Here is a 26081-nt window from a genome sequence, read left to right as displayed (position 1 = left end):
GACCGATAAAACGGGAGATTTCTTCGGTGTTTTCTCAATTATAGCAGGCTTTCGCTCTTGCTTCAAGCGGTTTTGTTTGTTATAATACTGTTGATTGAAAATCAGGTTATGTGCATGCAAAAAGACAGGGCGCAAAAGCGCCGCGATTTGAAAGGACGAATTATGCTGATCCACATAAAAAACGAAAACGAATCTGCTGCCATTGATACGCTCGGCGCCGAGCTCGTCTCCTTTATGGGCGATGACGGCTTTGAGCACATTTGGCAGGGCGATAAAACATATTGGGGCGGCCACGCGCCGGTTTTGTTTCCTATCGTCGGCGCGCTGCGCGATAACCGCACATGTATCAACGGCGAGTGGTACGAGATGAAGCGCCACGGCGTCGCGCGCCACGAGGAATTCACCGTCACAGAGCAGGGAGAGGACTACGTTACCCTGCAGCTTACGGCGAACGAGGAGACGAAAAAGCAGTACCCGTTCGATTTTGTGCTGACGGTCTCCTATTACCTCACCGGCAGCAGCATCACGACGAAATTTACCGTTAAAAATGCCGATACGAAGCCCATGCCCTTCTGCATCGGCGGTCACCCGGGCTTTAATATCCCGATTCAGTCCGATGAAGTTTTTGAAGATTACGACATCGTGTTCGAGGAAAAGGAAGACCAGAAATGCCCGACGCTCGATATGGAAAGCTGCCTGATTGATTTTGAGAAGACGAACTTCGAGCTTGACGATACGGATACCATCCCGCTGCAGCACAGCCTGTTCTATAAGGACGCGCTCGTGTTCGAGAACCTCAACTCCACCTGCGTTTCGCTCAAAAGCCGCCAGTCCGGCCGCGGTGTGATGATGGAGTTTTCCGGCTTCCCGATGCTCGGCATCTGGTCTGCCGCAAACGACGGCCCGTATGTTGCGCTGGAGCCGTGGACCGGCTGCGCCACCGCCGTACAGGAGGACGACGTGTTTGAAAAGAAGCACGGCATGCGCACTTTGCAGCCCGGCGAAGAAGCCGAGTACGCCTACACGGTCTTTGAAATCTAAATTACAAAAGTACGTATACTATATATAATAAAAGCATATAGAGCATGCCCCGCAAACGGATGAAAAGTCCGATTTGCGGGGCTGTTTTATTGCCTAAAAATCTCAACCAAAGTTTGTTTGTTCTCACGGAGAGAAAATCGCGAAAAAGGGTTCCATTTTAACAGAATACAGTTATAATAGTTTAAACAAGCGTATGAAGTGTTTCTGCGTAAATATTCCATGCGCCTGAGGAGGAAACCGCACGTGCGGTGCGGACTGTACCGAAGGTACAACTGTACCAAGGGTACAAAGAAAGCAGGATATGCATTGAAAGGAAAGGGAACGCTATGTTTCAGCTGAAATGGGTTTGGAAAAACCTGGAAGGCTGCCGAAAGCGATATGTTTTCGCGCTGTGCTCTACCGCGGTTCTTTCTATGATGGCGCTGGTCAACTCGGTTTTGACCGCGCAGATCATGGACACCGTATTTACGCCGGTAAAAGAGGGGCAGGGCACTACGCCGGAGCTTTGGCATCGGCTCGTTGTGCTCGTCTCCATTCTGATCGGTTTCACGATGTTCAGAATGTGCTTTAACTATCTTTCGGTCATGACGTACGAGACGTGCTCGCAGAAGCTGCTCTTTAAGCTGCGCCGCGATCTGTACGCAAACATGCAGGCGCAGGATAGCTCATTCTTCTCAAAGAACCGCACCGGCGATCTGATGACCCGCCTGACCGGCGACCTTGACATGGTGCGCCACACTACGTGCTATGTCATCCGCATGATCATCGACTGCGTGGTGCTGTTTCTCACCACATCCATTACATTCCTTTGTGTGGACTGGCTGTTCGCGCTTGCCATGCTGGCCGTAACGCCGATCATTTTCATCCTGACGAAGGTTTTCGCAAAGCAGGTGCATCCGCTGTATGTCGACCTGCGCGAGCGCCTTTCGCGCATGAACACCGCCGCGCAGGAGAACATCGCCGGCAACCGTGTCGTTAAAGCCTTTGCTCGCGAAGACTACGAGATCGAGCAGTTTGATAAGAAAAACGAGGATTACCGCAAAGCGAACCTCAAAGCGTCGCTGCTGTGGTTCAAATTCTCGCCGTATATCGACGGTTTTTCGCAGTCGCTTTCCATCGCCGTTCTGCTCGTCGGCGGCTCGTTCCTCATCATGGGCCGCATTTCAATCGGCACGTTTGCACTCTTTAACTCGCTGTGCTGGACGCTGACGAACCCGATGAGCACGCTCGGCATGCTCATCAACGACCTGCAGCGTTTCTTTGCCTCTGCGTCGAAGATCGTCGAACTCTACTACGCGCGCTCTACCATCGTCACGCGCCAGGATGCCGTGAAGAAGGAAGGCCGCGTGCAGGGCGCCGTGAAGTTTGACCACGTAACCTTAAAGCGCAACGGCACAGAGGTTCTGCACGACATCAATCTTGACATCAAACCCGGCGAGACCATCGCCATCATGGGACCAACCGGCTGCGGCAAAACGTCGCTTATCAGCCTTATCCCGCGCTTTTCGGATGTATCCGGCGGTACCGTCTCCGTGGACGGCACGCCTGTCGGTATGTATGATCTCAAAAAGCTGCGCGGCTCTGTCGGTATCGCCACGCAGGACGTGTTCCTGTTCTCCGATACCGTAGACGGCAACATTGCTTACGGCGACCCCGAAATGTCCGAGGACGATGTGAAGCGCTTCGCAAAGATCGCCTGCGTCGATTTCGTTGATAAGCTGCCCGAAGGCTTTGACACGGTCATCGGCGAGCGCGGCACCGGTCTTTCCGGCGGTCAAAAGCAGCGTATCGCGCTGGCGCGTGCCCTTGCCATCAAGCCGTCTGTTCTCATTCTGGACGACACCACCTCCGCCGTAGATATGGAGACCGAAAAATATATTCAAGACCAGCTTGCGCACCTTGATTTCGACTGCACGAAGATCATTGTCGCGCAGCGTATTTCCACCACGAAGCGCGCAGACCGCATCGTGATCCTTGATAAGGGCCGCGTTGTGGATGTCGGCACGCACGAGGAGCTCATTTCCCGCCCGGGCTATTACCGCGAGGTTTATGAGCTGCAAAACGGCATTGCCGGTGAAAAGAAAGGGGGTGCTGCGTAATGGCAAGAAATCGTTTTGACGTTGACGAAACGCTGGAAACCCCATTTAATATCAAACACTTGCTGCGTGCAGGCGTGTATATCAAGCGGCACAAACAGAAAATGATCTTATCGCTCGTTTTCTCCGCCATTTCCGCCGCGTGCGCGCTCGTAGGTCCTAAGCTTATCGAGACCGCCTTGAACGTCGCCGTGCCGAACCGCGATTATAAAATGCTGTTCATTCTGGCAGGCATCATGCTCTTATCCATTCTGCTTTCCATTTTCTTTTCCGTCAAGCGCTCACGCTACATGACGGTGGTGGGGCAGGCCATCATCTACGACATCCGCAAGGATCTCTTTGAGCATTTGCAGCGGCTTTCGTTCCAGTTCTACGACGACCGCCCGCACGGCAAAATTCTGACGCGTGTCATCAACTACGTGAACTCTGTTTCCGATGCGCTCTCCAACGGCATCATCAATTTCATTCTCGAAATTTTCAACCTCATTCTCATCGCCGTGTTCATGTTCATGTGCGATGTCAGGCTCTCGCTCGTCGTCATGGCGGGCATCCCGCTGTTCCTCATCATCGTGCTCGTCATCAAGCCTGCACAGCGCCGCGCTTGGCAGGATGTCTCCAATAAGAGCTCCAACCTCAACGCCTACCTGCACGAGAGCCTTGACGGTATGAAGATCACGCAGGCGTTCACGCGTGAAGAGGAAAATGCGAAGATCTACAACAATCTTAACACCAAAATGTACAAAAGCTGGATGAAGGCGCAGTACACCTCGAACCTCGTGTGGTTTTCCGTCAACAACATCTCCACATGGGTCGTTGGCGCTATGTACCTTGTGGGCTTCTCGCTTTTGGGTCCCGCCGTGCAAATCGGTACGCTTATCGCCATTTCCGCGTATGCGTGGCGCTTCTGGCAGCCGATTTTGCAGCTTTCCAACCTCTACAATACGTTCATCAATGCCGTGGCGTATCTGGAGCGTATCTTCGAGATGATCGATGAGCCCGTGCTTGTCGATGACGCGCCGGACGCAACGGAGCTGCCGCCGATTAAGGGCGACGTGACGTTCGACGACGTGACATTCTCTTACGACGGCTCCATCAACGTTCTGGAGCACTTCAATCTCGATGTGAAAGCGGGCGAGTCCATCGCGCTTGTGGGTCCCACGGGTGCCGGCAAAACGACGGTCGTCAACCTCATCTCGCGTTTCTACAACATCAATTCCGGCCGGGTGCTTGTCGACGGGCACGATATCTCCAAGGTGACGCTGCACTCGCTGCGCGCGCAAATGGGCATCATGCTGCAGGACAGCTTCATTTTCTCCGGCACCATCATGGATAACATCCGCTACGGTCGATTGGACGCCACGGATGAGGAGATCATCGCCGCTGCAAAGACCGTGCGTGCGCATGAGTTCATCAGCGAAATGCCGGATGGCTACTATACGCAGGTAAACGAGCGCGGCTCGCGCCTCTCGCAGGGCCAAAAGCAGCTTATTGCGTTTGCAAGAACTTTGCTTTCTGACCCGAAGATTCTTGTGCTGGACGAAGCCACGTCTTCCATTGATGCGAAGACCGAGCGCCTTTTGCAGGAAGGCCTGCAGGCACTTTTAAGGGGCAGAACAAGCTTCATCATCGCGCACCGCCTGTCCACCATCAAAAATTGTGACCGCATCCTGTACATCTCGAATAAGGGCATTGCCGAAAGCGGCAGCCACGACGAGCTCATGGAACAGAAGGGCCACTACTACCAGCTTTATACCGCACAGCTGGAAGAGTAAAACAAGCGAATATAAAGCTAAAAAGTAACCAGCCTCATCGCGCCGAATCCGACCGATGAGGCTGACTTTTTATAACTGAATATCTTCCGGCTTATCGTCGTACACGCCAAGCTCGAAGTTCCGCTTGCCGGGGAGCTTTTTGGGGATCTCCATGCTGTGCAGGTCTTGGTACGACGTAAACTTCGCGTCGTTTTGCGGCGGCGTGGGCATGAGGCCGGTGCACTCCGTGGCGCTTGCGACGCTCTCCGGCGTATCAGGGTAAATCGTCACATGCTCGCCGTGGGTAAACTTCTTTTCGTTTTTCTTTTGCATTTGGCATCCCTTCCTTCCCACAGTATTGTGCGCTGAAAAGCGAAGCTTATGCAAAAGAAAAAGCACCGGTGAAATCAATCACAGGTGCCTTTTATCTCGCTGTTCTAATTTACAATTAGAGCTTTACGACATTTGCTGCGCGGAGCTTGCCGTTCTTCGGGTCGGTCTCGGTCTCAAAGGTGACCTTCTGGCCTTCGTTCAGCGTCTTGAAGCCGTCGCCCTGAATTGCGGAGAAATGTACGAATACGTCCTCGCCGCCCTCATCGTTGGAGATGAAGCCGTAGCCCTTTTCTGCGTTAAACCATTTGACTGTACCGTTGTTCATTGTGGTACCTCCATATAAAAATAAAGATTGTGTTCGTAAACGCCATACAAAAAAACACAGGTCCTGTAAACCACCCAAAGAATGACTTACAAAGAAAACCTGTGAGACATTGACATTGTTTATTACACTATCCAAAGTATAACAGCTTTTCCGCCGAAAGTCAATCAAAATTTGTGGAGTATGCGGCCTTTTTTGTTCACATGTTTTTCAAAAAAACTTCCTCCTTTTTTCACGAAATATCAATTTCATTTTCATATTCTTCCTCTATACTACGTAATGTACTCAGGAGGAACAAGAGAGAACCGAATGAGTTACAAACTTCTTCATTTTTTACTTCCTTCATTTCTTTAAAACGTTCCGCACCGGGTCGATAGCCGGGCGCTGCTTCCCCACAGCGTTTACGCGGAGCCAAAATCGGGAACAGTTCGTTTCTTCCGATATTACCCCTATTTTTTTACTCCACTGTCCTCTGCCGGGTGCTGCGAGCCCGGCAGTGCGGCAGACCAAAAACGATCGCCTTTGCGTAACGATTTCCTTCGTTGTGCAAAGGTGTTTTTAATTGCCGCAAATACTTTTCTCTCCGCGTGGAAAAGTAAAAACAGAAGGCTCGTTTGAGCTTTCTGAATTTTTCTGCAAGGAGATGAGAAGGCTTGAATTTTGAAAATGAACCGCAACCGCACGCCCCAAAACGACGCGACATCTCGCTTTTTGAGAGCATCCGCACATTTGCGGCAAGCGTGGGCACGGCGGCTTTACTGATGCTTTCCGTGTGCGGGCTCATCGGCCTGCCGCTGCCGGAAAACGCAACGGCGCACGCCGTTTCCGCTTCCCATATCACGGCAAAGACAGAAACGGTGCGCACCGTGCAGCTTGGCGGCGATGTTTTCGGCATAAAACTTTTTTCGGACGGCGTTATTGTTGCCGCACTTTCGGAAATTTATGCAGACGGTGGCTTAAAATGCCCTGCACGCGAAGCCGGCATTCAGCCCGGCGATTATATCCTTTCCGTAAACGGCAATAATGTAGAGACGAACGCTGCGCTTTCCGCTGTGCTTTCCGAAAACGAAACGAACACGCTCACGCTGCGGCGCGGCACGGAAACGTTCACGGCGCAGGTTACTTCCGTTTTGTGCGAGGGCTCGTACAAAGCGGGCATGTGGGTACGGGACAGCGCTGCGGGCATCGGCACCGTGACGTTTTACACCGAAGACGGCAAAGCGTTCGGCGCGCTCGGCCACGGCATTTGCGATGCCGACACGCGCAATGTTTTGGAGATCCGCAGCGGCGAGCCGGCTGCCGTTTCCGTCTGCGGCATCGAGCGCGGCAGCAGCGGCCGGCCGGGCCGCCTGCGCGGGTATTTTACGGGCGGCAAGAGCCTTGGCACGCTGACGCAGAACACGGAGCTTGGGCTTTACGGCAAACTCTCCGCACCGCACGAGGGCGAGACCGTAGAGGTGCTGCCGCGCGGAAATGTGCATACAGGTGCCGTACAGATCGCCGCCACGATCGACGATGAGGGTATGCGGCTGTTTGATGCGGAGCTTGAGCGCGTCAGCACAGACGGCAAGCAGGAAACACGTACCCTTGTGCTGCACGTGACCGACCCGGAGCTGCTTGCACGTACCGGCGGCATTGTGCAGGGCATGAGCGGTTGCCCCATTTTGCAGGACGGTAAGCTGGTCGGTGCGGTGACGCACGTTTTCGTAGATGATGCTACGCGCGGCTATGGCATTTTTGCCGAAACGATGCTCGAAAACCTGAACGAAAATTAAGACGAGGGGGACGGTGGGCTGCGGCGCACGCGTCCCTTTTTCGCGCCGCATTGCCATGTTTCTCACAGAAGGTATGACACAATCTTACAGAATCGGTTTCCGTTCTGTTTCATACATCTTTTTGGTAAGAAACTCGCCAGGATATTGGCTGTAATAAAAATATTTGATTATCTGCTGATTTTTGTCGAAATTAGAAGTGTATCAACCGAAAACATGATGAAAGCTAACAAAATCAAGATGCATATTTTTGTTAGGAAACAAATAAATTAAAGAAATTTCATTTACCCTCTTGAAATAGCGTGTATGATATGGTAAAATTTGTTCACAATTTAAATCACGCAGGAGGTAAGCCATGGAAAAGCAAATAAAGGTCATCATTTGTGCGGATGACGGCGAATGGAGCCGTGAAAACACCGACGCATTGGCTTCGCGGGGTGCACAGGTTGTGACCGTAACCAGGAACGGAACAGCGCTACTGACCAAAATACGGGATGAAAAACCGGATGTGGTTGTAATGGATCTCTTTATGGCGGGCGTGGATGCGCTGGGCGTTATGCACGCTGTGAAAGCCGAGGGACTGCCAAAGCCGGTGTTTATCATCACGGCAGCGCATTCCTCAAACACTTTGGAGCGGCAGATCATGGAGGCCGGCGCAGATTATTACGCCATCCAGCCGTTCAGCAAAACCGAGATCATCGACCGCATCTTTACGTTGGCCGGTGCGGCACAGCATCCGTCAAACGGCACCAGCCGCAGCGACCTGCGCATTCAGGTCACGGAGATCCTGCACCAGATCGGCGTGCCGGCCCACATTAAGGGATACCACTATCTTCGAGATTCCATCATCATGGCCATCGAAGACCCGGAGATTATCAATGCGGTGACAAAACAGCTGTATCCGAGTGTAGCAAAGCAGTACGAGACCACGAGCTCCCGTGTGGAACGCGCCATTCGCCATGCGATCGAAGTCGCTTGGGATCGCGGTGATGTGGATGTGTTGAATTCGTATTTCGGTTACACCATTCACAATACGCGGGGCAAGCCCACGAACAGCGAGTTCATCGCCATGATTTCCGATAAACTGTGTTTGCAGATGGACAATGCGTCTTAATCGACAAAATGTGAATTTTTTACACATATTTCGTGCACCCCATTTATCAAAGCTAACACAAATTTCAGTACACAATTAAAACTGCATTTTGCAAAGCAACACCTTTTGACCGTAGCACCGAAAATCCGAGCGTTTATGCTTGATCTTGTCGGCAGGGTAAGAGGTGTTGCTTTTTTTACAGCAAAATCGCGTGCCGAGGTGGGGGAGAACCCACCGACGCGCGGTTTTACATAACAAAAGCCCTCCGAGATTCCTCCCGGAGGGCTTTGCTTGTGATTCGGTTGAGCGTTGTGACGAACTATGTTATTTCGCGAAATCGACCGCTCTGCTTTCACGGATCATGTTGACCTTAATCTGACCCGGATATTCGAGGTCTTCCTCAATCTTCTTGCAGATGTCGCGGGCGAGCAGCGTCATTTTCTCATCGTTGATCACTTCGGGCTTTACCATGACGCGGATCTCGCGGCCGGCCTGAATGGCGTAGCAGCGATCCACACCGTCAAACGATGCAGCCACGGCCTCGAGCTTTTCGAGACGTTTGATATAGTTTTCGATGTTCTCGCGGCGCGCGCCGGGGCGTGCTGCCGAGATGGCATCGGCTGCCTGCACCAGGCAGGCAATAACCGTTTTCGCTTCAATGTCGCCGTGGTGTGCGGCAATTGCGTGAATAACGGCTTCGCTTTCCTTGTACTTTCTTGCAACATCCACGCCGATCTCCACATGGGAGCCTTCAATCTCGTGGTCGAGCGCTTTGCCGATATCGTGCAGCAAACCTGCTCTTCTTGCAATGGTGGGGTCAAGACCCAGTTCGGAAGCCATCATACCGGCAAGGTAAGAAACTTCCAGAGAGTGGTTGAGGACATTCTGTCCATAGCTGGTGCGGTAACGCAGCCGACCAAGCAGCTTAACAAGCTCATGGTGAATGCCGTTTACGCCGGCAGCAAGCACGGCGCGTTCGCCCTCGGCTTTAATGGTCGCATCCACTTCGCGGCGGGCTTTCTCAATCGTCTCCTCAATTCTGGTCGGGTGGATTCTGCCATCCGAGATCAGCTTTTCAAGGGCGATTCTTGCCACTTCACGTCTTACGGGCTCAAAGCTCGAAAGCGTAATGGCTTCAGGTGTGTCATCGATGATGAGATCCACGCCGGTAAGCTGTTCAATGGCGCGGATGTTGCGGCCTTCGCGGCCGATGATTCTGCCCTTCATTTCATCGTTGGGCAGCGGAACGACGCTGATGGCGGCTTCGGATACGTGATCCGCCGCGCAGCGCTGAATGGCGACCGAAATGATCTCTCTTGCCAGCTTGTCGCATTCTTCCTTCGTCTGCTGTTCATACTCCATTACTTTAATGGCCTTTTCATGCACAAGATCATCCTCAAGTAACTTGAGCAAATACTCTTTTGCCTGGTCCACGGTAAAGGAAGAGATCCTCTCCAACATGTCGATCTGACTTTTCTTAACGGATTCTGCCTCTTTCAGGCGTTCCTCCGCCTTGCGCATCTTATTTTCGACCGCGTTTTCTTTGGATTCCAGATTTTCCATCTTTTTATCCAAAGATTCTTCCTTCTGGGAAACGCGGCGCTCCTGGCGCTGAATTTCTTTTCTGCGGTCATTCATCTCGCGTTCGGACTCGTTGCGCAGACGATGAATTTCGTCCTTGCCCTCGAGCACGGCTTCCTTTTTCTTTGCGGCAGCCGTTTTGATCGCGTTGCTGATGATCCGCTTGGCTTCGTCTTCTGCCGAACCGATGGCAGCTTCCGCTTCTCTTTTTCGATGATTCACACCCGCAAAGAAAGCGACAGCACCGCACACGGCGGCTGCCAACACTGCGATCAGAATACACAGCCAAATTGGTACTTGTGGCATTGGGCACCTCCTTCGCTAAGGTTTTCGATATTCAATTACTAAATTAGGTTATGCAGGGTGCGTTATTCCCTGTGAAGGCTCCACACAAAAAGCAGCCGCATAAACTGCTCGGAACACGGCTGACTTAAAAAGTGTAAAACACTCCATGTACAATTTTATCTCTTTTCCTTGCATATGTCAACCAAAGAATTTAAGAAATAGTTACGGTTTCTTTCTGTTTTATACAAGAGCCCAGTATATAAGCCGATTTTTTTGCTTTTAAGAAGAAAAATTTTTTCTGCGGGTCTATTTATCCCGCTTTTCTTCCGCTTCTTCCATTTTGCGGACAAGCTCGCTGGGGCGCATATCAAACGCTTCCGCAATCTTGCATATCGTCGAGAAATTCGCCTGCTTTGTCCCGCGCTCGATCATCGTCAAATGCGTGCGCGCGATGCCCGCAAAGCCGCTTAAAACCTCTTGCGACATGCCTTTCGCTTTGCGCACAGACCGTATCGTTTGACCCACAATGTTGTTTTCCCAAAGCAAGTGTATCACCTCTACAAAAATTGTATGCGTAAATAGACATTTCATTGTCTACGATAATAGACAATGAAGAATTTATGTGAAAAACTCTTTTCTTGGGTGTTGACATTTCAGAAAAACGGTGATAGTATGGGGACAAGAAAAGGGCTTTGATAAGGAAGTTCGGGTTCAGGTCTTTTCAAAAGAGAGCGGTTGCCACCGGCTGAAAGCACCGCGGAAAGCGAAACCGAAATACCACCTTTGAGCCGCCGCCGAACGGTTTACCGAAAAGGCGGACGTTGCTGCCGCGTTAAGGCGGAAGAACGAGCTGTGTGTTAACACAAATGTGTTTTAACACGCAGGAACTCGGGTGGAACCGCGCAGTGTCGCCCCGAGATCCCGGTGAGGGATCCCGGGGCTTTTTATTTTATCATAGAATTAGGAAAGGATTGAGAATCATGATCAAGGTTGACCTGAAGGGCAGCGAAAAGGAATTTGAAAGCGGCGTTTCCGTAGCGGAAGTCGCAAAAAGCATCGGCATGGGTCTTTATAAGTCCGCATGTGCCGCAAAAGTGAACGGCGAGGTGTGCGACCTGCGCACCGTGCTCAACGAAGATTGCAAGGTAGAGATTTTGACGTTTGACGATAAAGAAGGCAAAAAGGCATATTGGCACACCGCGTCCCACATCATGGCGCAGGCGGTAAACCGTCTGTACCCGGGCACAAAGTTCGCCATCGGCCCGGCTGTGGATAACGGCTTCTATTATGATATGGAGCTGCCGCAGGCCATCACCAACGACGACCTCGCAAAGATCGAAGCCGAGATGAAGAAGATCATCAAGGAAGACATCGAGATTGAACGCTTCGAGCTGCCGGTCGCGGAAGCACTGGAGCTCATGAAGGGTCAGGACTATAAAGAGGAGCTCATCCGTGAGCACGCTGCCGAGGGCGAGCACATCTCCTTCTATAAGCAGGGCGATTTCACAGACCTCTGCGCAGGCCCGCACCTCATGCGCACCGGCAATGTCAAGGCTGTAAAGCTTACCTCCATCACAGGCGCTTACTGGCGCGGCGATGCAAACAATAAGATGCTGCAGCGTCTCTACGGCATCGCGTTCCCGAAGCAGAGCTTGCTGGAAGAGCACCTCACCATGCTGGAGGAAGCCAAGAAGCGCGACCACAACAAGCTCGGCCGTGAGCTGGAGCTTTTCACCACAAGCGACGTCATCGGTCAGGGCTTGCCGATCCTGCTGCCGAAGGGCGCACGCATCGTTCAGCTTCTGCAGCGCTTCGTCGAGGACGAGGAGCAGCGCCGCGGCTGGCTGTTGACAAAGACCCCGTTCATGGCAAAGAGCGACCTGTACAAGATTTCCGGCCACTGGGATCATTATAAGGATGGCATGTTCGTGCTCGGCGACGAGGAGAAGGACAAGGAAGTCTTCGCCCTGCGCCCGATGACCTGCCCGTTCCAGTATCAGGCTTATTTAAACCGCAAGCGTTCCTACCGCGACCTGCCGCTGCGCTACAACGAGACCTCCACACTGTTCCGTAATGAAGCAAGCGGCGAGATGCACGGCCTGATCCGTGTGCGCCAGTTCACCATTTCCGAAGGCCACCTCATGTGCACACCGGAGCAGCTGGAAGACGAGTTCAGAAAGAGCTTGGAGCTTGCAATCTTCATGCTGAAGACACTCGGTCTGTATGAGGACGTTTCCTACCGCTTCTCGAAATGGGATCCGAATGACCGCGCAAAGTATATCGGTACGGAAGAGCAGTGGAACGAGGCACAGGGCCTCATGGAGCGCATCCTCAACCACCTCGAGATTCCGTACGAGGTCGGCATCGGCGAAGCTGCGTTCTACGGCCCGAAGCTCGATATCCAGATTAAGAACGTGTACGGCAAGGAAGATACGCTTATCACCATTCAGATTGACCAGATGCTTGCCAAGCAGTTCGGTATGGTCTACACCGATAAGGACGGCAAGCAGAAGACTCCGTGCATCATTCACCGTACCTCCATCGGCTGCTACGAGCGTACCCTCGCGTTGCTCATCGAAAAGTATGCAGGCGCGTTCCCGCTGTGGCTCGCCCCGGTACAGGTGAAGCTGCTGCCCATCGCAGACCGCCACCTCGACTATCTCTATGAAGTCAAGAAGCAGCTGGAAGACAAGGGCTTCCGCTGCGAGGTTGACGACCGCAGCGAGAAGATTGGCTACAAGATTCGCGAAGCACAGCTTGAAAAGGTGCCGTACATGGTTGTTGTCGGCGATAAGGACATCGAAAACAACACCATCTCTATCCGCAAGCGCAAAGAGGGCGACCTCGGCGCCATGACCGTAGAGCAGTTCCTCGCAAAGATTGTTCCGGATCGCGACAACAAGGTCATTGACTGATCGAATACAATATAATAGAAGATAAAGAACACCGTCCGCTCGGAGCTTTTCCGAACGGGCGGTGTTTTGTTATCTATGGATCGCGTGAAAGATATACGGTTAATCCTTCAGCTTGTCCTGCGAGACGATTTTCAGCTGCTCTTTTTCCGCGAGCTGGCGGTATTCCGTCGGCGTGATGCCGAAGTGCTTCTTAAATAACCGGCAGAACGCAGAAGATTCCGAAAAGTGGTACATTTCGGTCACTTCTTTCACGGATAACCCGCGGCGAATGTGCTCTGCGGCGGCGTTCATGCGCACACAGTTGATGAAATCGGTCGGCGAGGTCTGGAAATTCTTCTTAAAGAAATAGAAAAGCGAGCGCTCGGAAACGGACATCATCTTTGCAAGCTCCGGCACGCTGATTTTATCCTTTGCATGCTCTTTTAAATAGGCCACAAGCTTCTCGCGGTCAGAAAGCGCCTCACGGTTTTGCGCCAAGGCGAATATACAATCTAATATAAAGCCGGAGAGCACCGGCTCAAGGCAGCAACGCTTGCCGCCGCAAATGCGCTTTTTCAAGAACATGCTGTAATCGACAAGTTGTTCATCATAACCAACAGCGCTCAATTTTCCACAAAGAAAATCGTTCAGCACCGCCGCATCGGCACAGGAGCATTCACAAATGCGCTTAAAGGTAAAGGGCAGCCACAAAAACTGCATATCGTGCATTTCACATTCCGCAAAGTGGAAAGCGTCGCTTTTGCGCACGCAAATAAGTCCTCCCGGAAGCATATTCGAAATGTGATGATTCAACTCGACCTTTGCCTTGCCCTCTGTGCAGAGCAGCAGCAAGAACTGCTGATCTTCAAATAAACTGTCGAATATTTCAAGATCCGGGAAGCCCCAATGCACCTTTCCGAAGGCTATAGTAAAATTGTTCAAAATGGATGCGGTTTCATGCTCGCATTTTTGTGTGTCTAAGATAGTGTCTTGTAACATATGCCCACCAACTTCACCATAAAATTTACCTTTTGTACCTATATTGTACACGGTTTGCATAATTTGTCAATATGCTTTGCGCAATTTGTCCTTGAACTGTTACGAAGGCATGTGTATAATGTGAACAGTTCTTAACGGAACTGTTGCGGAGATTTAGACAAATTTGGAAACCGTCCGAACATCGTTCAGGGCTTTCGACGAGAAAACCGTAAAGCTGCAAAAGGCAGTCGGTTTCAAAAAAATTTTGACTTTAAGCAGGCTTTGAGTTCTGCTTTTTGTAAAAAATTTTCCATCTTTTGTGGAAATGGAGCGTGATGAGATTGAAACAAGCACAAGCGAGTGGAAAGACGGTCTTACGCAAAAAGAACGTCTTTTCCAGAATGCTTGCCCAGTGGGATCTGCAGATATTGTTAGTTCCCGGCATCCTCTTAGTCCTCTTGTTCAGCTACGTACCGATGTACGGCGTGGTTATGGGCTTCCAGGATTTCCAGCTCGGTGATTTCCCGGGCTTCAGCCAGTGGGTAGGCTTCAAACACTTCCAGACCATGTTCGCCGATAAGTACTTCGGACTGGCCATGCGCAACACGCTGGTCATCAGCGCCCTTAAGATGTTCATTGGCTTCCCGCTGCCGATTCTCTTCGCAGTGCTGCTGAACGAAATGAATTTCCAGCCGCTGAAAAAAACGGTTCAGACCGTCAGCTACCTGCCGCACTTCATCTCTTGGGTTGTATGTGCAACGTTGATGTTCGACCTCATGTCCACCGACGGCGGCGCCATCAATGAGTTCCTCATGTGGATCGGCCTCGTTAAAGAACCGGTCGGCTTCTTCACCGAAGGCAAGTACTTCTGGGGCATTACATTGTGCACGGATATCTGGAAGGAGCTTGGCTGGAACGCGATCATCTTCATCTCCGCTATCACGAGCATCAGCCAGGATATGTATGAAGCGGCTGATATCGACGGCGCAACGCGCGCACAGAAGATGTGGCATATCACAATTAAGTCCATCAAACCGACCATCATTCTGATGTTCATCTTCCAGGTCGGCGGCATCCTGAATGCAAACTTCGACCAGATCATGATGCTCACCAAGCAGATGGGCAACTCCATGTTGAAAGAATACGCAGACGTGCTCGATACCTTCATTTATCGTTTGGGTGTCAGCCAGGGTCGTTTCTCCTTTGCAGCAGCGGCCGGTCTCTTTAAGTCCATCGTCAACTTCGCACTGCTCCTTGGTTCCAACTACGTAGCAGGTAAATTCGGCGAAGCACAGCTTTTCTAAGGGGGGAACAGAGAGATGGCAAAAAATCCAAACAAAATCCGCGCCAAGCGCGTGGCCAGCGACTACGTGATCGATATCATCATGATCGTCACCATCGTTCTGGTTCTTGTCCTTACGCTGTACCCGTTCCTGAATTCCCTTGCGATTTCCTTGAACGATTCCAACGATACCACCCTTGGTGGTTTGACCATCTATCCGCGTAAGTTTACGTGGAGAAACTACGAGCTGGTTTTCACAAACCAGAAGATCTGGATGGCGTACTTCATCACCATCGCACGTACCGTCATCGGTACGGTCGGCGGCGTGCTCATTACCGGTATGCTGGCGTTCGCAATTTCCAGAACGAACCTCGTAGGCAAAAAAGTTTACGCAATGCTGTGTCTTATCCCGATGTACTTCGGCGGCGGCCTTATGCCGACCTACTTCTTGATCCTCAGTCTCGGTCTCAAGAACAACTTCCTCGTGTACATCATCCCGGCACTCGTCAACCTGTGGAACATGATCCTCATGCGCAGCTACTTCCAGTCTCTGCCGGAAGCGCTTGAAGAATCTGCCCTCATCGACGGCGCAAACTACATAACCATCTTCTTTAAAATTTACTTCCCGCTCTCCACACCGATCATCGCGACGATCGCCCTGTACTTCGGTGTGCAGCATTGGAACGACTGGTTCCAGGCAAACCTGTACATTACGCAGGATTACCTGAAGCCGATGCAGAACGTCCTTCTCGCAATCGTCAACGAAGCGAAGTTCGCAGAACAGATGTCCTCTGCGGGCATGGGCGTCACCATCGACGGCAACGCTTTGAAGGGCAAGCAGACCAACGTGCGCTCCATCACAATGGCTACGATGTTTGTTACGATCATTCCGATCATCATCGTTTATCCGTTCCTGCAGCGCTACTTCGTAAAAGGCATTATGATCGGTTCCGTTAAGGGCTAATCATAAAATAAATTGTCAATGCAGGTGTATTGACGAAGCATTCTTTAAGGAGGCAAAGTATGAAGTCCAAAAACTCTCTCTTGAAGGCTCTGGCAGCAGTCATGGCAGCATCCATGATTCTGACAGTAGCCGGCTGCGGCGGCGGCGGAAACTCTTCCACGTCTGGCAGCAGCACATCTTCCAAAACGGAATCTTCCGCAGCGGAATCCACAGACGGCGGTGACGCAAGCTCCGAGGTAACCGGTTCCTCCGGCCCGGACGACACCACCGAGCACTACGAATTTGATGCATATTACAGCTATCAGGGTTCCGTTAAGCCCTGGGGCGAAGACGCTGCATCGAAGTACATGAACGATAAGTTCAACATCACGGTCAACTATTCCTGCCCGGAAGCTGATGCGGATTCCAAACTGAACCTGATGATCTCCTCCGACGACCTGCCGGATGTTATCATCCTCGACCGTAACGCGAACTGGCTGAAGCTCATCAACCTCGGTAAGCTCGTCGATGTCAACACCTTGAAGTATGAAGGCTGCTCCTTTGATGAGGACATCCTCGAATCCACCCAGAAGCTGCTGTCCGTTAACGGCGGTCTCTATGGTATCCCGAACTGGGCTCGTAAGGGCGCTACCGGCGGTAACATGAGCTGGATGGTCAACCACGACGTTTATGAGCAGCTCGGTTCCCCGGAACTCAAGACCCTTGAAGACCTGCATCAGTTCATGCTGGATGCTAAGGAAAAGGGCGTTAAGACTTCCGACGACCAGAGCATCTTCCCGTGGCTCCCGAGACAGGACGATAACGGCTTCTACACCGTTTCCGCTATTTATCGTTCCTACGGCAACCCGAACCTTATTGATACGTACTGGTCTCAGGCGGATAACGACGTTAAGCTTGCTGTCTATGACGACAACTATGTTGCAGCTCTGAAGATTGCTAACCAGTGGTATAAGGAAGGCCTCTTCCCGGAGACCACGTACACCGACAGCAACGATCAGTTCACAGAGAAGCTCGCGAACGGCCGTGCAGCTGTTACCTACTATGACTTCTCTCAGGACGATACCACACACTTCCGTACCCTCCTTCAGGAGAAAGACGGCAACACCTACGATCTCCTCGGTTGGGAGCTTAAGGATTCTCCGATTTACCCGGCAGCTGAAGGCGTAGATTGGGTATATGGCGAAGAAGGCGGCACAGTTGGTTGGAACGTCAACTGCATCACCACAAAGGCTGAAAACCCGCAGCGTATCTTTGACCTCTATACTTGGATGCTCACGAAGGACGGCTCCATCAACATGATGTACGGTCCTGAGGGCGGCCTCTGGGAAGGCAAGGACGACGAGGGCAACCCGATCCTCAAGAAGCCGGAAGAAGAGCTTACCTCTGACGAAAAGAACGCAGCAGGTTGCTGGTTCTGGTCTCAGCCGGCTCACTCCGACAACGTTGACTTGACGAAGTATGCAGTTAACGAGCAGCAGCCGGAAGAATCCAGAAGCTGGGTTATCTCCATTCAGGATCACGTCTTCACTCCGGAAGATTCCATCCATCCGGCAATCCCCGGCCAGAAGTTCCTGACCGACGAAAACACCGGCCTCTCTCTTGAGATCGATCCGACCGATGACCTCGGTATGGCAAGACAGTCCATCACCGATGAGTGCAAGATGCGTATCCCGCAGATCATCATGGCTTCCGACGACGCAACGTTCGATAAGCTCGTTCAGGATCTGAAAGACTTTGCTGAGTCCAATCAGGTTCATGACATTGAGAAGATCTACACCGATAAGCGTGCATCGAACATCGAGCTCCAGGGCTACACCGCATATCAGGATTACTACGACGCAAAGAAGTAATTTAACGGGTTACTTTAGTTCGTAAATTAAAACAAAACAGCGCCCCGCTTTCCATAAAAGGAAGCGGGGCGCTTTCTTGTTTCCGGTTCTTAACCGAAAATCATATCCGGTACGCCGAGATGCTCAAGCAAAATTTTCACACCCATCAAAATCAGCACGATGCCGCCGACAAGCTCTGCTTTCGATTTATACTTCGCGCCGAAAATGTTGCCGATGCGAATACCGATCGCCGAAAGAATGAACGTCGTTGCGCCGATAAAGCTGATGGCCGGTACGATGTTGACCTGCAAAAATGCGAACGTTACGCCCACCGCCAGCGCGTCGATGCTCGTCGCCACCGCGAGCGGCAGCATCGTCTTAAAGCTGAACGAATCGTTGAGGTTCTCCGCTTCCTCGCGCGATTCCTTTATCATGCTCAGGCCGATCAGCACCAGCAGCACAAACGCAATCCAGTGGTCGAACTGCCGGATCATTGACTGGAACTGTATACCCAAAATGTACCCTAATAGAGGCATCAGTGCCTGAAATCCGCCAAAATAGGCACCCACAGTCAGCATGTGTTTCGCTTTCAGCTTTTTCACCGAAAGCCCCTTACATACCGAAACCGCAAATGCGTCCATTGAAAGGCCAACTGCCAGAATGAAGAGTTCCCATAAGCTCATTTTAATCACCGTTTTCCGTTGTTTTGTCATAAAAGTATACGTGCGCGGGCAATAAAAAAGACTCACCCGAAAAGCCGGAGATGCCTTTCGGATAAGTCTCGTCATTTCATGCATAGCCGTGAGTTTCCTCAAGTGTGTCGACCATACAGCGCTTCGCGCCGACTACTCCCTTATCGCAGTGCCGCTTTGCGGCGCCGATAATCCTGTTTGCCTATTAAACCACAAATATGGACTTGTGTCAAGCTGAAGTCACGACTAACTTATAAGAATTTTGAAAACTGTTTTATTTCCACATCCTCATGTGAAATCAGTAAAAATAAAGACGTATTTTTGCGGAAATTGAGTCCTTGTTTTTCATCTTCATATCTGATATTCTGTGAAACAGAACAAAACACCGCAGCTTTATGCGGCCGGAATACAAAGCAAAAAGCCGCATGTGCAAACGCACAGAAAGGAACGGAACATGAAAATTCAGAGAATGAAAACAAACCGTATCGTCAACCCGCTCGGTTTTGATCTGAAAACGCCGCACGTCTCGTGGACAGTCACGGATACCGAAGCCAAAAAGCAGCTTTGGGCGCGCGTGGAGGTTTCCAAAACGGAGGATTTTGCCGACGTTATCTTTGATACCGGCGCGTGCAAAACCGCGTCGTCCCTCGGTGTACCGGTGGAGGTTGCCCTCGAGCCTCGCACGCGCTACTTCTGGCGCGTTACCGTCATGGGCGATAACGGTGAGACGTCCACAAGCGACACCGCGTGGTTCGAGACCGCAAAGCTCGACGAGCCGTTCACGGCACAGCGTATTTCTCCGTGCCTTGCGCCGGACACCGCCCCGTACATGCGCCGCGCGTTTGAGATCACCGGCGAAGTTCTCTCTGCCCGCGCATACTTCACGGGTCTCGGCATCTACGAGCTCTATTTGAACGGCGAAAAGGCGAACGATGAGTACCTTGCCCCCGGCTGCACCGCCTACGACAGCTGGATTCAGTATCAGACCTACGACGTGACCGACCTCATTCACACCGGCGAAAACGTCATCGGCGCCATTTTGGGCAACGGCTGGGCGAAAGGCCGCTTCGGCTTTGACGGCGTTGTCGGCGATTACGAAACGAATTTCCCGGGAAAACCCTGCAACATGTACACAGATGAATACCTGCTCTTCGGTGAGCTGCACGTCACCACCACGCAGGGCGAGACCGTCATCGTCACGGACGAAAACTGGCAGTGCGCTCCGAACCCGCTGACGTTCGGCAACATCTATGACGGCGAGCGCTACGATGCGAACCTTGAAATCGAAAACTGGTGCGCGCCGTCCTGCACCTATGCAAATTGGCAGCCGGTGAAGCTTAATACCACGACGAACCTCGGCGCAATTTCCGCGCGCCTCTCGCTGCCCGTAAAAGCAAAGCATATTATCACCCCGAAGCAGATCACCACGCCGAAAAACGAGCTTGTGTTCGACCTCGGCCAGAACATTACGGGTTGGTTCACGTTCATGGCCGACCTGCCCGCAGGCGTCGAGCTGCGCGTGCAGACCGGCGAGCTGTTGCAGGATGACTGCTTCTACCGCGATAACCTGCGCACCGCACTTTCCGAGTACCGCTATATTTCGACGGGCAAAAAAGCCTTTATTCGACCGATTGCGACCTTCTACGGCTTCCGCTACATCAAATTCTCCGGCGTGGCAGATCTCACCGGCATCACGGATATTCAGGCGTGGGCACTTTATTCCGACCTCGAGCAGACCGGCGAGATCACGACCGCAAACGAGAAGGTCAACCGCCTGTATTTGAACTCTGTCTGGAGCCAGCGCGATAACTTCCTCGACGTGCCGACCGACTGCCCGCAGCGCGACGAGCGCATGGGCTGGACGGGCGACGCGCAGGCGTTCTGCCCCACGGCGAACTACAACATGGATTGCGGCGCGTTCTATACGAAGTATATCCGAGACCTTTTGGAGGAACAGAAGCGCCTTGACGGCAAGGTGCCGGATGTCGCCCCGCTGCTCATCGGCCGCAAGCCGGGCGAAGCAAACCCAATGCTCGCAAACGGCGGCGGTCACTGCGGCTGGGCAGACGCCGCAGCCATCGTCCCTTGGGAAACCTACATTGCAACGGGCGACATCAGCGTGCTTGAAAACGGCTTTGAGAGCATGAAGCTGTGGGCAGATTGGATCTACCGCTACGACGAAGCGCACGGCGCAACGCGTCTGTGGCCGGGCATCGAATTCCACTTTGCCGATTGGCTCGCACTGGACGGCCCGGAATCCGGCTTCAATCCCGAGTCTGTTCTCGGCGGCACGGACATCACGTTCCTGTGCTCCGCCTACTACTATAAGAGCACCATGTGCGTTGCAAACGCCGCACGCGCGCTCGGTAAAACGACCGAGTACGACGTCTACAAAAAGCGTGCAGACGAAATTCTCGACGCCATCCGCCGCGAGTTTTACACCGCGGGCGGCAGATGCGCGGCCGCAACGCAGACCGGCAACGCCATTTCGCTTTCGTTTGGGCTTGCGCCGGAGTTCGCACGCGAGAAGATCACCGAAACCCTGCGCGGCCTGCTCGCGATGAATAAAGGCAAGCTGAAGACCGGCTTCCTCGGCACGCCTGTGCTGTGCCGCGCGCTCTCCGATAACGGCGCGAATGCAGAAGCCTATACGCTGCTTTTGAACGAGGAAAATCCCGGCTGGCTGTATGAGGTCAACATGGGTGCCACGACGATCTGGGAGCGCTGGAACTCTGTCAATCCGGACGGCAAGATCAGCGGCATCGGCATGAACTCCATGAACCACTACGCTTACGGCGCGGTGTTCGAGTGGGTGTATAAGAACGTCTGCGGCCTGAACCCCGTGCCGGACGTGCCCGGTTATAAAAAGGCCGTCATCCGTCCGCAGCCCGATGTAAGACTCGGCGCGGCAAAAGCTATGGTCAATACCGCCGCAGGCTACTTTGAAACCGGCTGGCAGTATGAGGATAACGGCGAAGTGACGTACACCGTTGTCATCCCGTTTGACGCCGAAGCGGAAGTCTATCTGCCGAAAAAAGACGGTACCACGGAAGAAATGACGCTCACCGCGGGCACGTATACGTTTACGCTGTAAAAGTTTTTAAGAATAAACAGAGAGCGACGGCAAAAAGAACGAAAAATCTTTTTGCCGACGCTTTATAACGAAAAAATCACCGAGGAAAAACTCGGTGATTTTTTCGTTTAAGGTGTGGATTTATGAAAAGGGGCTTGTACGCAAATTATGGGGAATTTTGCTTCTACCATTATCATACTACCGGTAAAACGCAGAGTCAATAAACCGCGCGTAAAAACCGTGTGTCATTTCGGAAAAGATTTCACCGCCAAATGTCGTTTCAATTTGTGAAATCAGCACAAAGTGTAGCATTCTATGACTTTCAGCGGTTATTCTCTTTAATCACCCGCACGCGCGCGAAAAGCTCCCGCGCGGCAGCTTCGGGATCCGCACTCTTCATGATGGCCGAAACAACCGCTATGCCGTCAATGGGACTGCCATTCAAAACATCCATGTTCCCGGCATTTAAACCGCCGATGGCCACGACCGGGATCGGAACGCTGCGGCAGACATCGTTCAGGCGCGAAACCGGCGTCAGCACGGTTTTCACCTTCGTGGTCGTCGGGAAGATCGCGCCCGTGCCGAGGTAGTCCGCGCCTTCGCGGTACGCTTTCTGCGCCTGCTCCACGGTTTTTGCCGTTGCGCCGACGATTTTATCTTCACCTAAAAGCTTTCTCGCTTCACAGACGGGCAGATCACTTTGACCTACGTGTACGCCCGCCGCATCTGCCGCCATGGCGATGTCCGCGCGGTCGTCGATGATAAGCGGCACACGGTAGCGGTCGCAAACAGCTTTTGTGAGGCGCGCAAGGCGCAGGTATTCACCGCCGCCGCGCTCTTTTTCGCGCAGCTGCACCAGCGTCACACCGCCCGTGAGTGCCCTTTCGAGGATGGAAAGAAAGTCATCGTCCGTGCGGCCGGTGCTGTCGGTCACAAGGTATAAGGTAGGATCGAATTTCATAGAAAAACTCCTTCTTTTAAACTTCGCGCAGCTTTAATAAACGCGTGTAATCATCGTCCGAAAGCAGCGAGAGTGCGTCCAAAAGCGCGATGCGGAACGACCCGAGCCCCTCGGATTTCCGTTCGGCCAGCTCGCCGCAAATGCCCATGGTGGAAACAGACAAAACCGCAGCCGTAAACGGATCCGTCACGGCACTGTATGAAGCGCACAACGCGTGTACCATGCAGCCCGTGCCGGTGACGAGCGACAGGCGTGGTGTGCCGTTTCCGCACAGCACAGTTGTTTCGCCGTTTGTGATAATGTCCGTTTTGCCGGTGACGAGCACCACGCAGTGCAGGGTAGAGGCGAGCATTTTTGCAATTTCAATCGTTTCCGCCGTGTTTGTCCGTAAAACATCAATGCCGCGACTTTCAAAATGCGCGCCCGCAATGGCGCGAATCTCCGCGTCGTTGCCCTTCAAAATTTCCGGGCAGGCCTCGCGCAGCAGCGTGTGCGTCAGGTCGCGGCGCAGGGAGCTGCACGTCACGCCCACCGCGTCAAAAGAGACCGGCACACCGACCGTTTTCGCCGCCTTGGCACTCGTCAAAACGGAGGTGCGGCGCGCGTCTGTGATGTTGCCGATGTTTACGCCGAGCGCTCCCGCTATGCACGTGATTTCCTCCACCTCGTCGGGATGCTCCGCCATGATAGGCTTTCCGCCCACGGCGAGAATCCCGTTCGCACAGTCGTTGATTGCAATCGGATTCGTGATGCAGTGGATGAGCGGCGCCGTCTCGCGCAGATCATTTCGCGCTTTGAGCAGCGCGTTTTGCAGCTGTGGTGTCATAGACCTTCGCCCCCAAATCATGCTGGAATTTTGCAAGCAGTCCGTTGCGGCGCAGCGCCATGAGGAACACGAACGCAATGGAGCCGCCGATCAGCGTGCCGCCGATGAACGACGGAATATAAAAAGCCCATGTCAACCCCTCGCGCCCGACGATGTACGTCATCACCGGATAAGAAGCCAGCGCGCCGATGACGCCGGTGCCGAACACTTCGCCGAGCACTGCGCAAAGGATCTTGCCGCCCGAAAAGCGGTAAAATACGCCGGAAAGAAACGCGCCGAACACCGCGCCGGTTAAGGCAAGCGGCGGAATGCCCATCAGCGTCATACGAATGATGCCGATAAGCGTGGCGCACAGCAGGGAATACCATGGACCGAGGAAAACGGAGCAGACAATGTTGATGAGATGCGCCATGGGGCACATGCCCTCCACGCGCAAAATCGGCGAAATGACGACGCCGATGGCGACGAGCATTGCAAGCATGACCATTTTCAGAATGTGTTCTCTTTTCATTTTTTTGTACCTCTCTAAATATAAGCGTTTCCGACCCGTATTTAAAAGAGGCGCCCAAATGCACATAGCGAAGCGCGCCCGAATGTAAATTCAGGCCGGGCGGTCGAAGCTCAATTGCTTCCTCTCAATCCGAAACACGGAGTCCCATCGCTATGTGAAAGCAGTCCGGCACGGCAAATCGGGCGCTCCCCCGCGCTGCCGCTTGATTAAAATCCGCCGAACGCTGAATTTTTCCTTACGCAGTATAGCATATATCGACTTTGTGCGCAACGGTTTTGCGAAATTCGCGTATAAAAATACCCTGCGAAAGAAAATCCCGCAGGGCAATTTTGCTATGTACGGTTATTTCAAAAGGCGAATACGGCCGATGAACGGCAGCTCCTTTACTTTGCCGGAAGCGGCGTTTGCGATGCCGAGGATCATCAGCACAAAGAAGATGATGCCGATAAATTGCAGCGCGGCGGAGATCATGCCCGGCATAAACGGCACAAAGCCGAGCGTGAGGTTTAAGATGTTCGTGATGATGCGTGTCAGCACGGAATAGCACGTGTAGAAAAGAAACAGCACAAGCCCCTGGTTTGCGTGGAAACGCGCAAAATACGAGTTGCGCGCGGCGAAAATGGGGATGAGTACCAAAAAGCCGAAGTAGGAAAGAATGCCCCAGCCGCGGTTCTCCTGAATGTCGCGCGGGTCGTAGTCGGCGGTGAAATCCCGTGCGCCGCTTTGCAAAACGGTGTTTTCAACAGGTGCGCCGCAGTTTGGGCAGCGGCGGGCATCGTGAGGCAGCGGTTGACGGCAGGTTTTACAATACATAAACATAACTCCTTCTAAAATAACAGAAAGCAGCTCCGTATTCGCACAGTGCTGCCGAAAATCATTGCATAAAGTATAGCAGTTTTTTCACGGATTGCAAGCATTTACGAAAAAAGTCGGAAAAAATTCAAAAATAGGCTTGACAAATCGGGCCATCTCCGTTATAATAGATCACGTTGCGAAACAAGTGACACGAAATCCGAAATGCGGACGTAGCTCATCTGGTAGAGCGCCACCTTGCCAAGGTGGAGGTAGCGAGTTCGAGCCTCGTCGTCCGCTCCAGAAAAAAGACCTTTGTCAATTGACAAAGGTCTTTTTTCAACGAAATAAATCCTGCCGGATTTGTGAAATGTGCTTCGCACGTGAAATACGCCTATGGCGTGTGAAATGCCTGCGGGCGTGCGTGGATTTATTTCATTTCACTTGATGCCGGCATCAAATTTCACAATGCGTTAGCATTATTTCACATTTTGCATCAGCAAAATATTTCACTAAAAAACTTCTGAAAATTTCTAATTTCCTTTAAATATATTTCTCATCGCTGAAGTTATGCTATACTTTCCTAAAAAGGAAGGTGATAGCGTGTCAGAATCCAAATTGCGCGACTTATCGACGGACTTTGCGGTCAAGGCGATAAAGTTAACGGAAACGATCCACGGGCATCGGTCTATCGTTAATCAGCTTGAACGCTCCGCAACTTCCATCGGTGCGAATATTCGGGAAGCGAACTATGCGCACGGAAAAGCGGACTTCATTGCAAAGCTGCAAATCGCGCTCAAAGAGTGTTATGAAACGGAGTATTGGATAGAGATATTTGTGAAATCCGATATTTTGGGTAGAGAGGCGGCGCGGGAGCTGTATACCTTATGCGGCACCATCCGAAGAATGCTGATTTCTTCCATCAACACCGCCAAAGAACCGAAAGCCTAAAAGATTTTCACGAATCCCACATTCTGTAAGACTTACAAAAATTTATGAATAAAG

General features: G+C 52.2%; 21 protein-coding genes and 1 tRNA gene. 12 read left to right on the top strand and 10 right to left on the bottom strand.

The window, feature by feature from the left end:
- Positions 1–162 precede the first annotated feature (162 nt).
- The 3 genes from R2K26_RS07310 to R2K26_RS07300 all read left to right on the top strand — a co-directional run bounded on the left by R2K26_RS07310 (position 163) and on the right by R2K26_RS07300 (position 4909).
- The gene (locus tag R2K26_RS07310; RefSeq protein ID WP_316519416.1) at positions 163–1041 is read left to right on the top strand and encodes an aldose 1-epimerase family protein; all 879 of its coding nucleotides are present in this window, start codon (positions 163–165) and stop codon (positions 1039–1041) included.
- 326 nt (positions 1042–1367) lie between these two features.
- A complete protein-coding gene (locus tag R2K26_RS07305) occupies positions 1368–3140 on the top strand; it encodes an ABC transporter ATP-binding protein (protein ID WP_316519415.1) in 1773 nt (590 codons plus the stop codon).
- A complete protein-coding gene (locus R2K26_RS07300; protein WP_316519414.1) occupies positions 3140–4909 on the top strand; it encodes an ABC transporter ATP-binding protein in 1770 nt (589 codons plus the stop codon). The genes R2K26_RS07305 and R2K26_RS07300 overlap by 1 nt, the downstream gene beginning before the upstream one ends.
- Positions 4910–4978: 69 nt before the next feature.
- Here R2K26_RS07300 and R2K26_RS07295 read toward each other — a convergent pair whose 3' ends face one another.
- Together R2K26_RS07295 and R2K26_RS07290 are read right to left on the bottom strand one after the other, a co-directional pair.
- Positions 4979–5221 carry a hypothetical protein gene (locus R2K26_RS07295; RefSeq protein ID WP_316519413.1) on the bottom strand — a complete coding sequence of 81 codons (243 nt, stop codon included), beginning with the start codon at positions 5219–5221 and terminating at the stop codon, positions 4979–4981.
- Positions 5222–5336: 115 nt separating this feature from the next.
- A complete protein-coding gene (locus R2K26_RS07290) occupies positions 5337–5546 on the bottom strand; it encodes a cold-shock protein (protein WP_176820205.1) in 210 nt (69 codons plus the stop codon).
- Positions 5547–6196: 650 nt separating this feature from the next.
- Between R2K26_RS07290 and spoIVB the strand changes: the two genes are divergently transcribed.
- Together spoIVB and spo0A are read left to right on the top strand one after the other, a co-directional pair.
- Positions 6197–7318: a SpoIVB peptidase gene (spoIVB, locus tag R2K26_RS07285; RefSeq protein WP_316519412.1), complete on the top strand. Its 1122-nt coding sequence runs from the start codon at positions 6197–6199 to the stop codon at positions 7316–7318.
- A 352-nt stretch (positions 7319–7670) separates the two neighbouring features.
- Positions 7671–8429 (top strand): sporulation transcription factor Spo0A, encoded by a 759-nt coding sequence (spo0A, locus tag R2K26_RS07280; protein ID WP_316519411.1) that lies wholly within the window; start codon positions 7671–7673, stop codon positions 8427–8429.
- Between the two features lie 303 nt (positions 8430–8732).
- Here the strand turns inward: spo0A and rny are convergent, their stop codons facing one another.
- Together rny and R2K26_RS07270 are read right to left on the bottom strand one after the other, a co-directional pair.
- Positions 8733–10295: a ribonuclease Y gene (gene rny, locus R2K26_RS07275; RefSeq protein ID WP_316519410.1), complete on the bottom strand. Its 1563-nt coding sequence runs from the start codon at positions 10293–10295 to the stop codon at positions 8733–8735.
- Positions 10296–10580: 285 nt separating this feature from the next.
- Complete coding sequence (locus R2K26_RS07270) at positions 10581–10820, bottom strand: helix-turn-helix transcriptional regulator (protein WP_316519409.1); 240 nt, start codon at positions 10818–10820, stop codon at positions 10581–10583.
- 434 nt (positions 10821–11254) lie between these two features.
- Between R2K26_RS07270 and thrS the strand changes: the two genes are divergently transcribed.
- Positions 11255–13189: a threonine--tRNA ligase gene (gene thrS / locus R2K26_RS07265; protein WP_316519408.1), complete on the top strand. Its 1935-nt coding sequence runs from the start codon at positions 11255–11257 to the stop codon at positions 13187–13189.
- A 99-nt stretch (positions 13190–13288) separates the two neighbouring features.
- On the opposite strand, the gene R2K26_RS07260 is transcribed toward thrS, so the two are convergent.
- Positions 13289–13936 (bottom strand): AraC family transcriptional regulator, encoded by a 648-nt coding sequence (locus R2K26_RS07260; protein WP_316519407.1) that lies wholly within the window; start codon positions 13934–13936, stop codon positions 13289–13291.
- A gap of 545 nt (positions 13937–14481) precedes the next feature.
- Here R2K26_RS07260 and R2K26_RS07255 point away from each other — a divergent pair.
- Genes R2K26_RS07255 through R2K26_RS07245 form a run of 3 tightly spaced genes read left to right on the top strand, consistent with a single transcriptional unit; the run spans position 14482 to position 18242 of the window.
- Positions 14482–15450: an ABC transporter permease subunit gene (locus tag R2K26_RS07255; protein WP_316519406.1), complete on the top strand. Its 969-nt coding sequence runs from the start codon at positions 14482–14484 to the stop codon at positions 15448–15450.
- Between the two features lie 15 nt (positions 15451–15465).
- A complete protein-coding gene (locus R2K26_RS07250; protein ID WP_316519405.1) occupies positions 15466–16392 on the top strand; it encodes a carbohydrate ABC transporter permease in 927 nt (308 codons plus the stop codon).
- A 59-nt stretch (positions 16393–16451) separates the two neighbouring features.
- Positions 16452–18242 carry a hypothetical protein gene (locus R2K26_RS07245; RefSeq protein WP_316519404.1) on the top strand — a complete coding sequence of 597 codons (1791 nt, stop codon included), beginning with the start codon at positions 16452–16454 and terminating at the stop codon, positions 18240–18242.
- A gap of 89 nt (positions 18243–18331) precedes the next feature.
- Here R2K26_RS07245 and R2K26_RS07240 read toward each other — a convergent pair whose 3' ends face one another.
- Complete coding sequence (locus R2K26_RS07240; protein WP_316519403.1) at positions 18332–18904, bottom strand: manganese efflux pump MntP family protein; 573 nt, start codon at positions 18902–18904, stop codon at positions 18332–18334.
- Between the two features lie 463 nt (positions 18905–19367).
- On the opposite strand from R2K26_RS07240, the gene R2K26_RS07235 reads away from it, so the two are divergent.
- The gene (locus tag R2K26_RS07235; protein WP_316519402.1) at positions 19368–22007 is read left to right on the top strand and encodes a family 78 glycoside hydrolase catalytic domain; all 2640 of its coding nucleotides are present in this window, start codon (positions 19368–19370) and stop codon (positions 22005–22007) included.
- A gap of 301 nt (positions 22008–22308) precedes the next feature.
- Here the strand turns inward: R2K26_RS07235 and thiE are convergent, their stop codons facing one another.
- The 4 genes from thiE to R2K26_RS07215 form a co-directional block, all read right to left on the bottom strand.
- Positions 22309–22947 carry a thiamine phosphate synthase gene (thiE, locus tag R2K26_RS07230; RefSeq protein ID WP_316519401.1) on the bottom strand — a complete coding sequence of 213 codons (639 nt, stop codon included), beginning with the start codon at positions 22945–22947 and terminating at the stop codon, positions 22309–22311.
- Positions 22948–22963: 16 nt separating this feature from the next.
- Entirely contained in the window at positions 22964–23773 is an 810-nt protein-coding gene (gene thiM, locus R2K26_RS07225) for a hydroxyethylthiazole kinase (protein WP_316519400.1), read from the bottom strand.
- On the bottom strand, positions 23730–24284 hold the full coding sequence (thiW, locus tag R2K26_RS07220; protein WP_316519399.1) for an energy coupling factor transporter S component ThiW: 555 nt from the start codon (positions 24282–24284) through the stop codon (positions 23730–23732). The genes thiM and thiW overlap by 44 nt, the downstream gene beginning before the upstream one ends.
- A 342-nt stretch (positions 24285–24626) precedes the next feature.
- Entirely contained in the window at positions 24627–25097 is a 471-nt protein-coding gene (locus tag R2K26_RS07215; protein WP_316519398.1) for a hypothetical protein, read from the bottom strand.
- Between the two features lie 206 nt (positions 25098–25303).
- On the opposite strand from R2K26_RS07215, the gene R2K26_RS07210 reads away from it, so the two are divergent.
- A tRNA-Gly gene (locus R2K26_RS07210) sits at positions 25304–25379 on the top strand.
- Between the two features lie 300 nt (positions 25380–25679).
- Positions 25680–26027, top strand: a complete 348-nt coding sequence (locus R2K26_RS07205; protein WP_308448925.1) for a four helix bundle protein — start codon at positions 25680–25682, stop codon at positions 26025–26027.
- Positions 26028–26081 lie beyond the last annotated feature (54 nt).

The sequence above is a fragment of the Neglectibacter sp. CSJ-5 genome, from assembly GCF_032490475.1.
In the GTDB taxonomy this organism is placed as follows: Bacteria; Bacillota; Clostridia; order Oscillospirales; family Acutalibacteraceae; genus Hominenteromicrobium; species Hominenteromicrobium mulieris.
This window is presented reverse-complemented; position numbering and strand designations above follow the sequence as displayed.

What these genes read in the sequence shown, in the direction of transcription:
- R2K26_RS07310 (WP_316519416.1), top strand. Translation starts at nt 163, where the DNA reads ATGCTGATCCACATAAAAAACGAAAACGAATCTGCTGCCATTGATACG.
- R2K26_RS07305 (WP_316519415.1), top strand. Translation starts at nt 1,368, where the DNA reads ATGTTTCAGCTGAAATGGGTTTGGAAAAACCTGGAAGGCTGCCGAAAG.
- R2K26_RS07300 (WP_316519414.1), top strand. Translation starts at nt 3,140, where the DNA reads ATGGCAAGAAATCGTTTTGACGTTGACGAAACGCTGGAAACCCCATTT.
- R2K26_RS07295 (WP_316519413.1), bottom strand. Translation starts at nt 5,221, where the DNA reads ATGCAAAAGAAAAACGAAAAGAAGTTTACCCACGGCGAGCATGTGACG.
- R2K26_RS07290 (WP_176820205.1), bottom strand. Translation starts at nt 5,546, where the DNA reads ATGAACAACGGTACAGTCAAATGGTTTAACGCAGAAAAGGGCTACGGC.
- spo0A (WP_316519411.1), top strand. Translation starts at nt 7,671, where the DNA reads ATGGAAAAGCAAATAAAGGTCATCATTTGTGCGGATGACGGCGAATGG.
- rny (WP_316519410.1), bottom strand. Translation starts at nt 10,295, where the DNA reads ATGCCACAAGTACCAATTTGGCTGTGTATTCTGATCGCAGTGTTGGCA.
- thrS (WP_316519408.1), top strand. Translation starts at nt 11,255, where the DNA reads ATGATCAAGGTTGACCTGAAGGGCAGCGAAAAGGAATTTGAAAGCGGC.
- R2K26_RS07255 (WP_316519406.1), top strand. Translation starts at nt 14,482, where the DNA reads ATGAGATTGAAACAAGCACAAGCGAGTGGAAAGACGGTCTTACGCAAA.
- R2K26_RS07250 (WP_316519405.1), top strand. Translation starts at nt 15,466, where the DNA reads ATGGCAAAAAATCCAAACAAAATCCGCGCCAAGCGCGTGGCCAGCGAC.
- R2K26_RS07245 (WP_316519404.1), top strand. Translation starts at nt 16,452, where the DNA reads ATGAAGTCCAAAAACTCTCTCTTGAAGGCTCTGGCAGCAGTCATGGCA.
- R2K26_RS07240 (WP_316519403.1), bottom strand. Translation starts at nt 18,904, where the DNA reads ATGAGCTTATGGGAACTCTTCATTCTGGCAGTTGGCCTTTCAATGGAC.
- R2K26_RS07235 (WP_316519402.1), top strand. Translation starts at nt 19,368, where the DNA reads ATGAAAATTCAGAGAATGAAAACAAACCGTATCGTCAACCCGCTCGGT.
- thiE (WP_316519401.1), bottom strand. Translation starts at nt 22,947, where the DNA reads ATGAAATTCGATCCTACCTTATACCTTGTGACCGACAGCACCGGCCGC.
- thiM (WP_316519400.1), bottom strand. Translation starts at nt 23,773, where the DNA reads ATGACACCACAGCTGCAAAACGCGCTGCTCAAAGCGCGAAATGATCTG.
- thiW (WP_316519399.1), bottom strand. Translation starts at nt 24,284, where the DNA reads ATGAAAAGAGAACACATTCTGAAAATGGTCATGCTTGCAATGCTCGTC.
- R2K26_RS07215 (WP_316519398.1), bottom strand. Translation starts at nt 25,097, where the DNA reads ATGTATTGTAAAACCTGCCGTCAACCGCTGCCTCACGATGCCCGCCGC.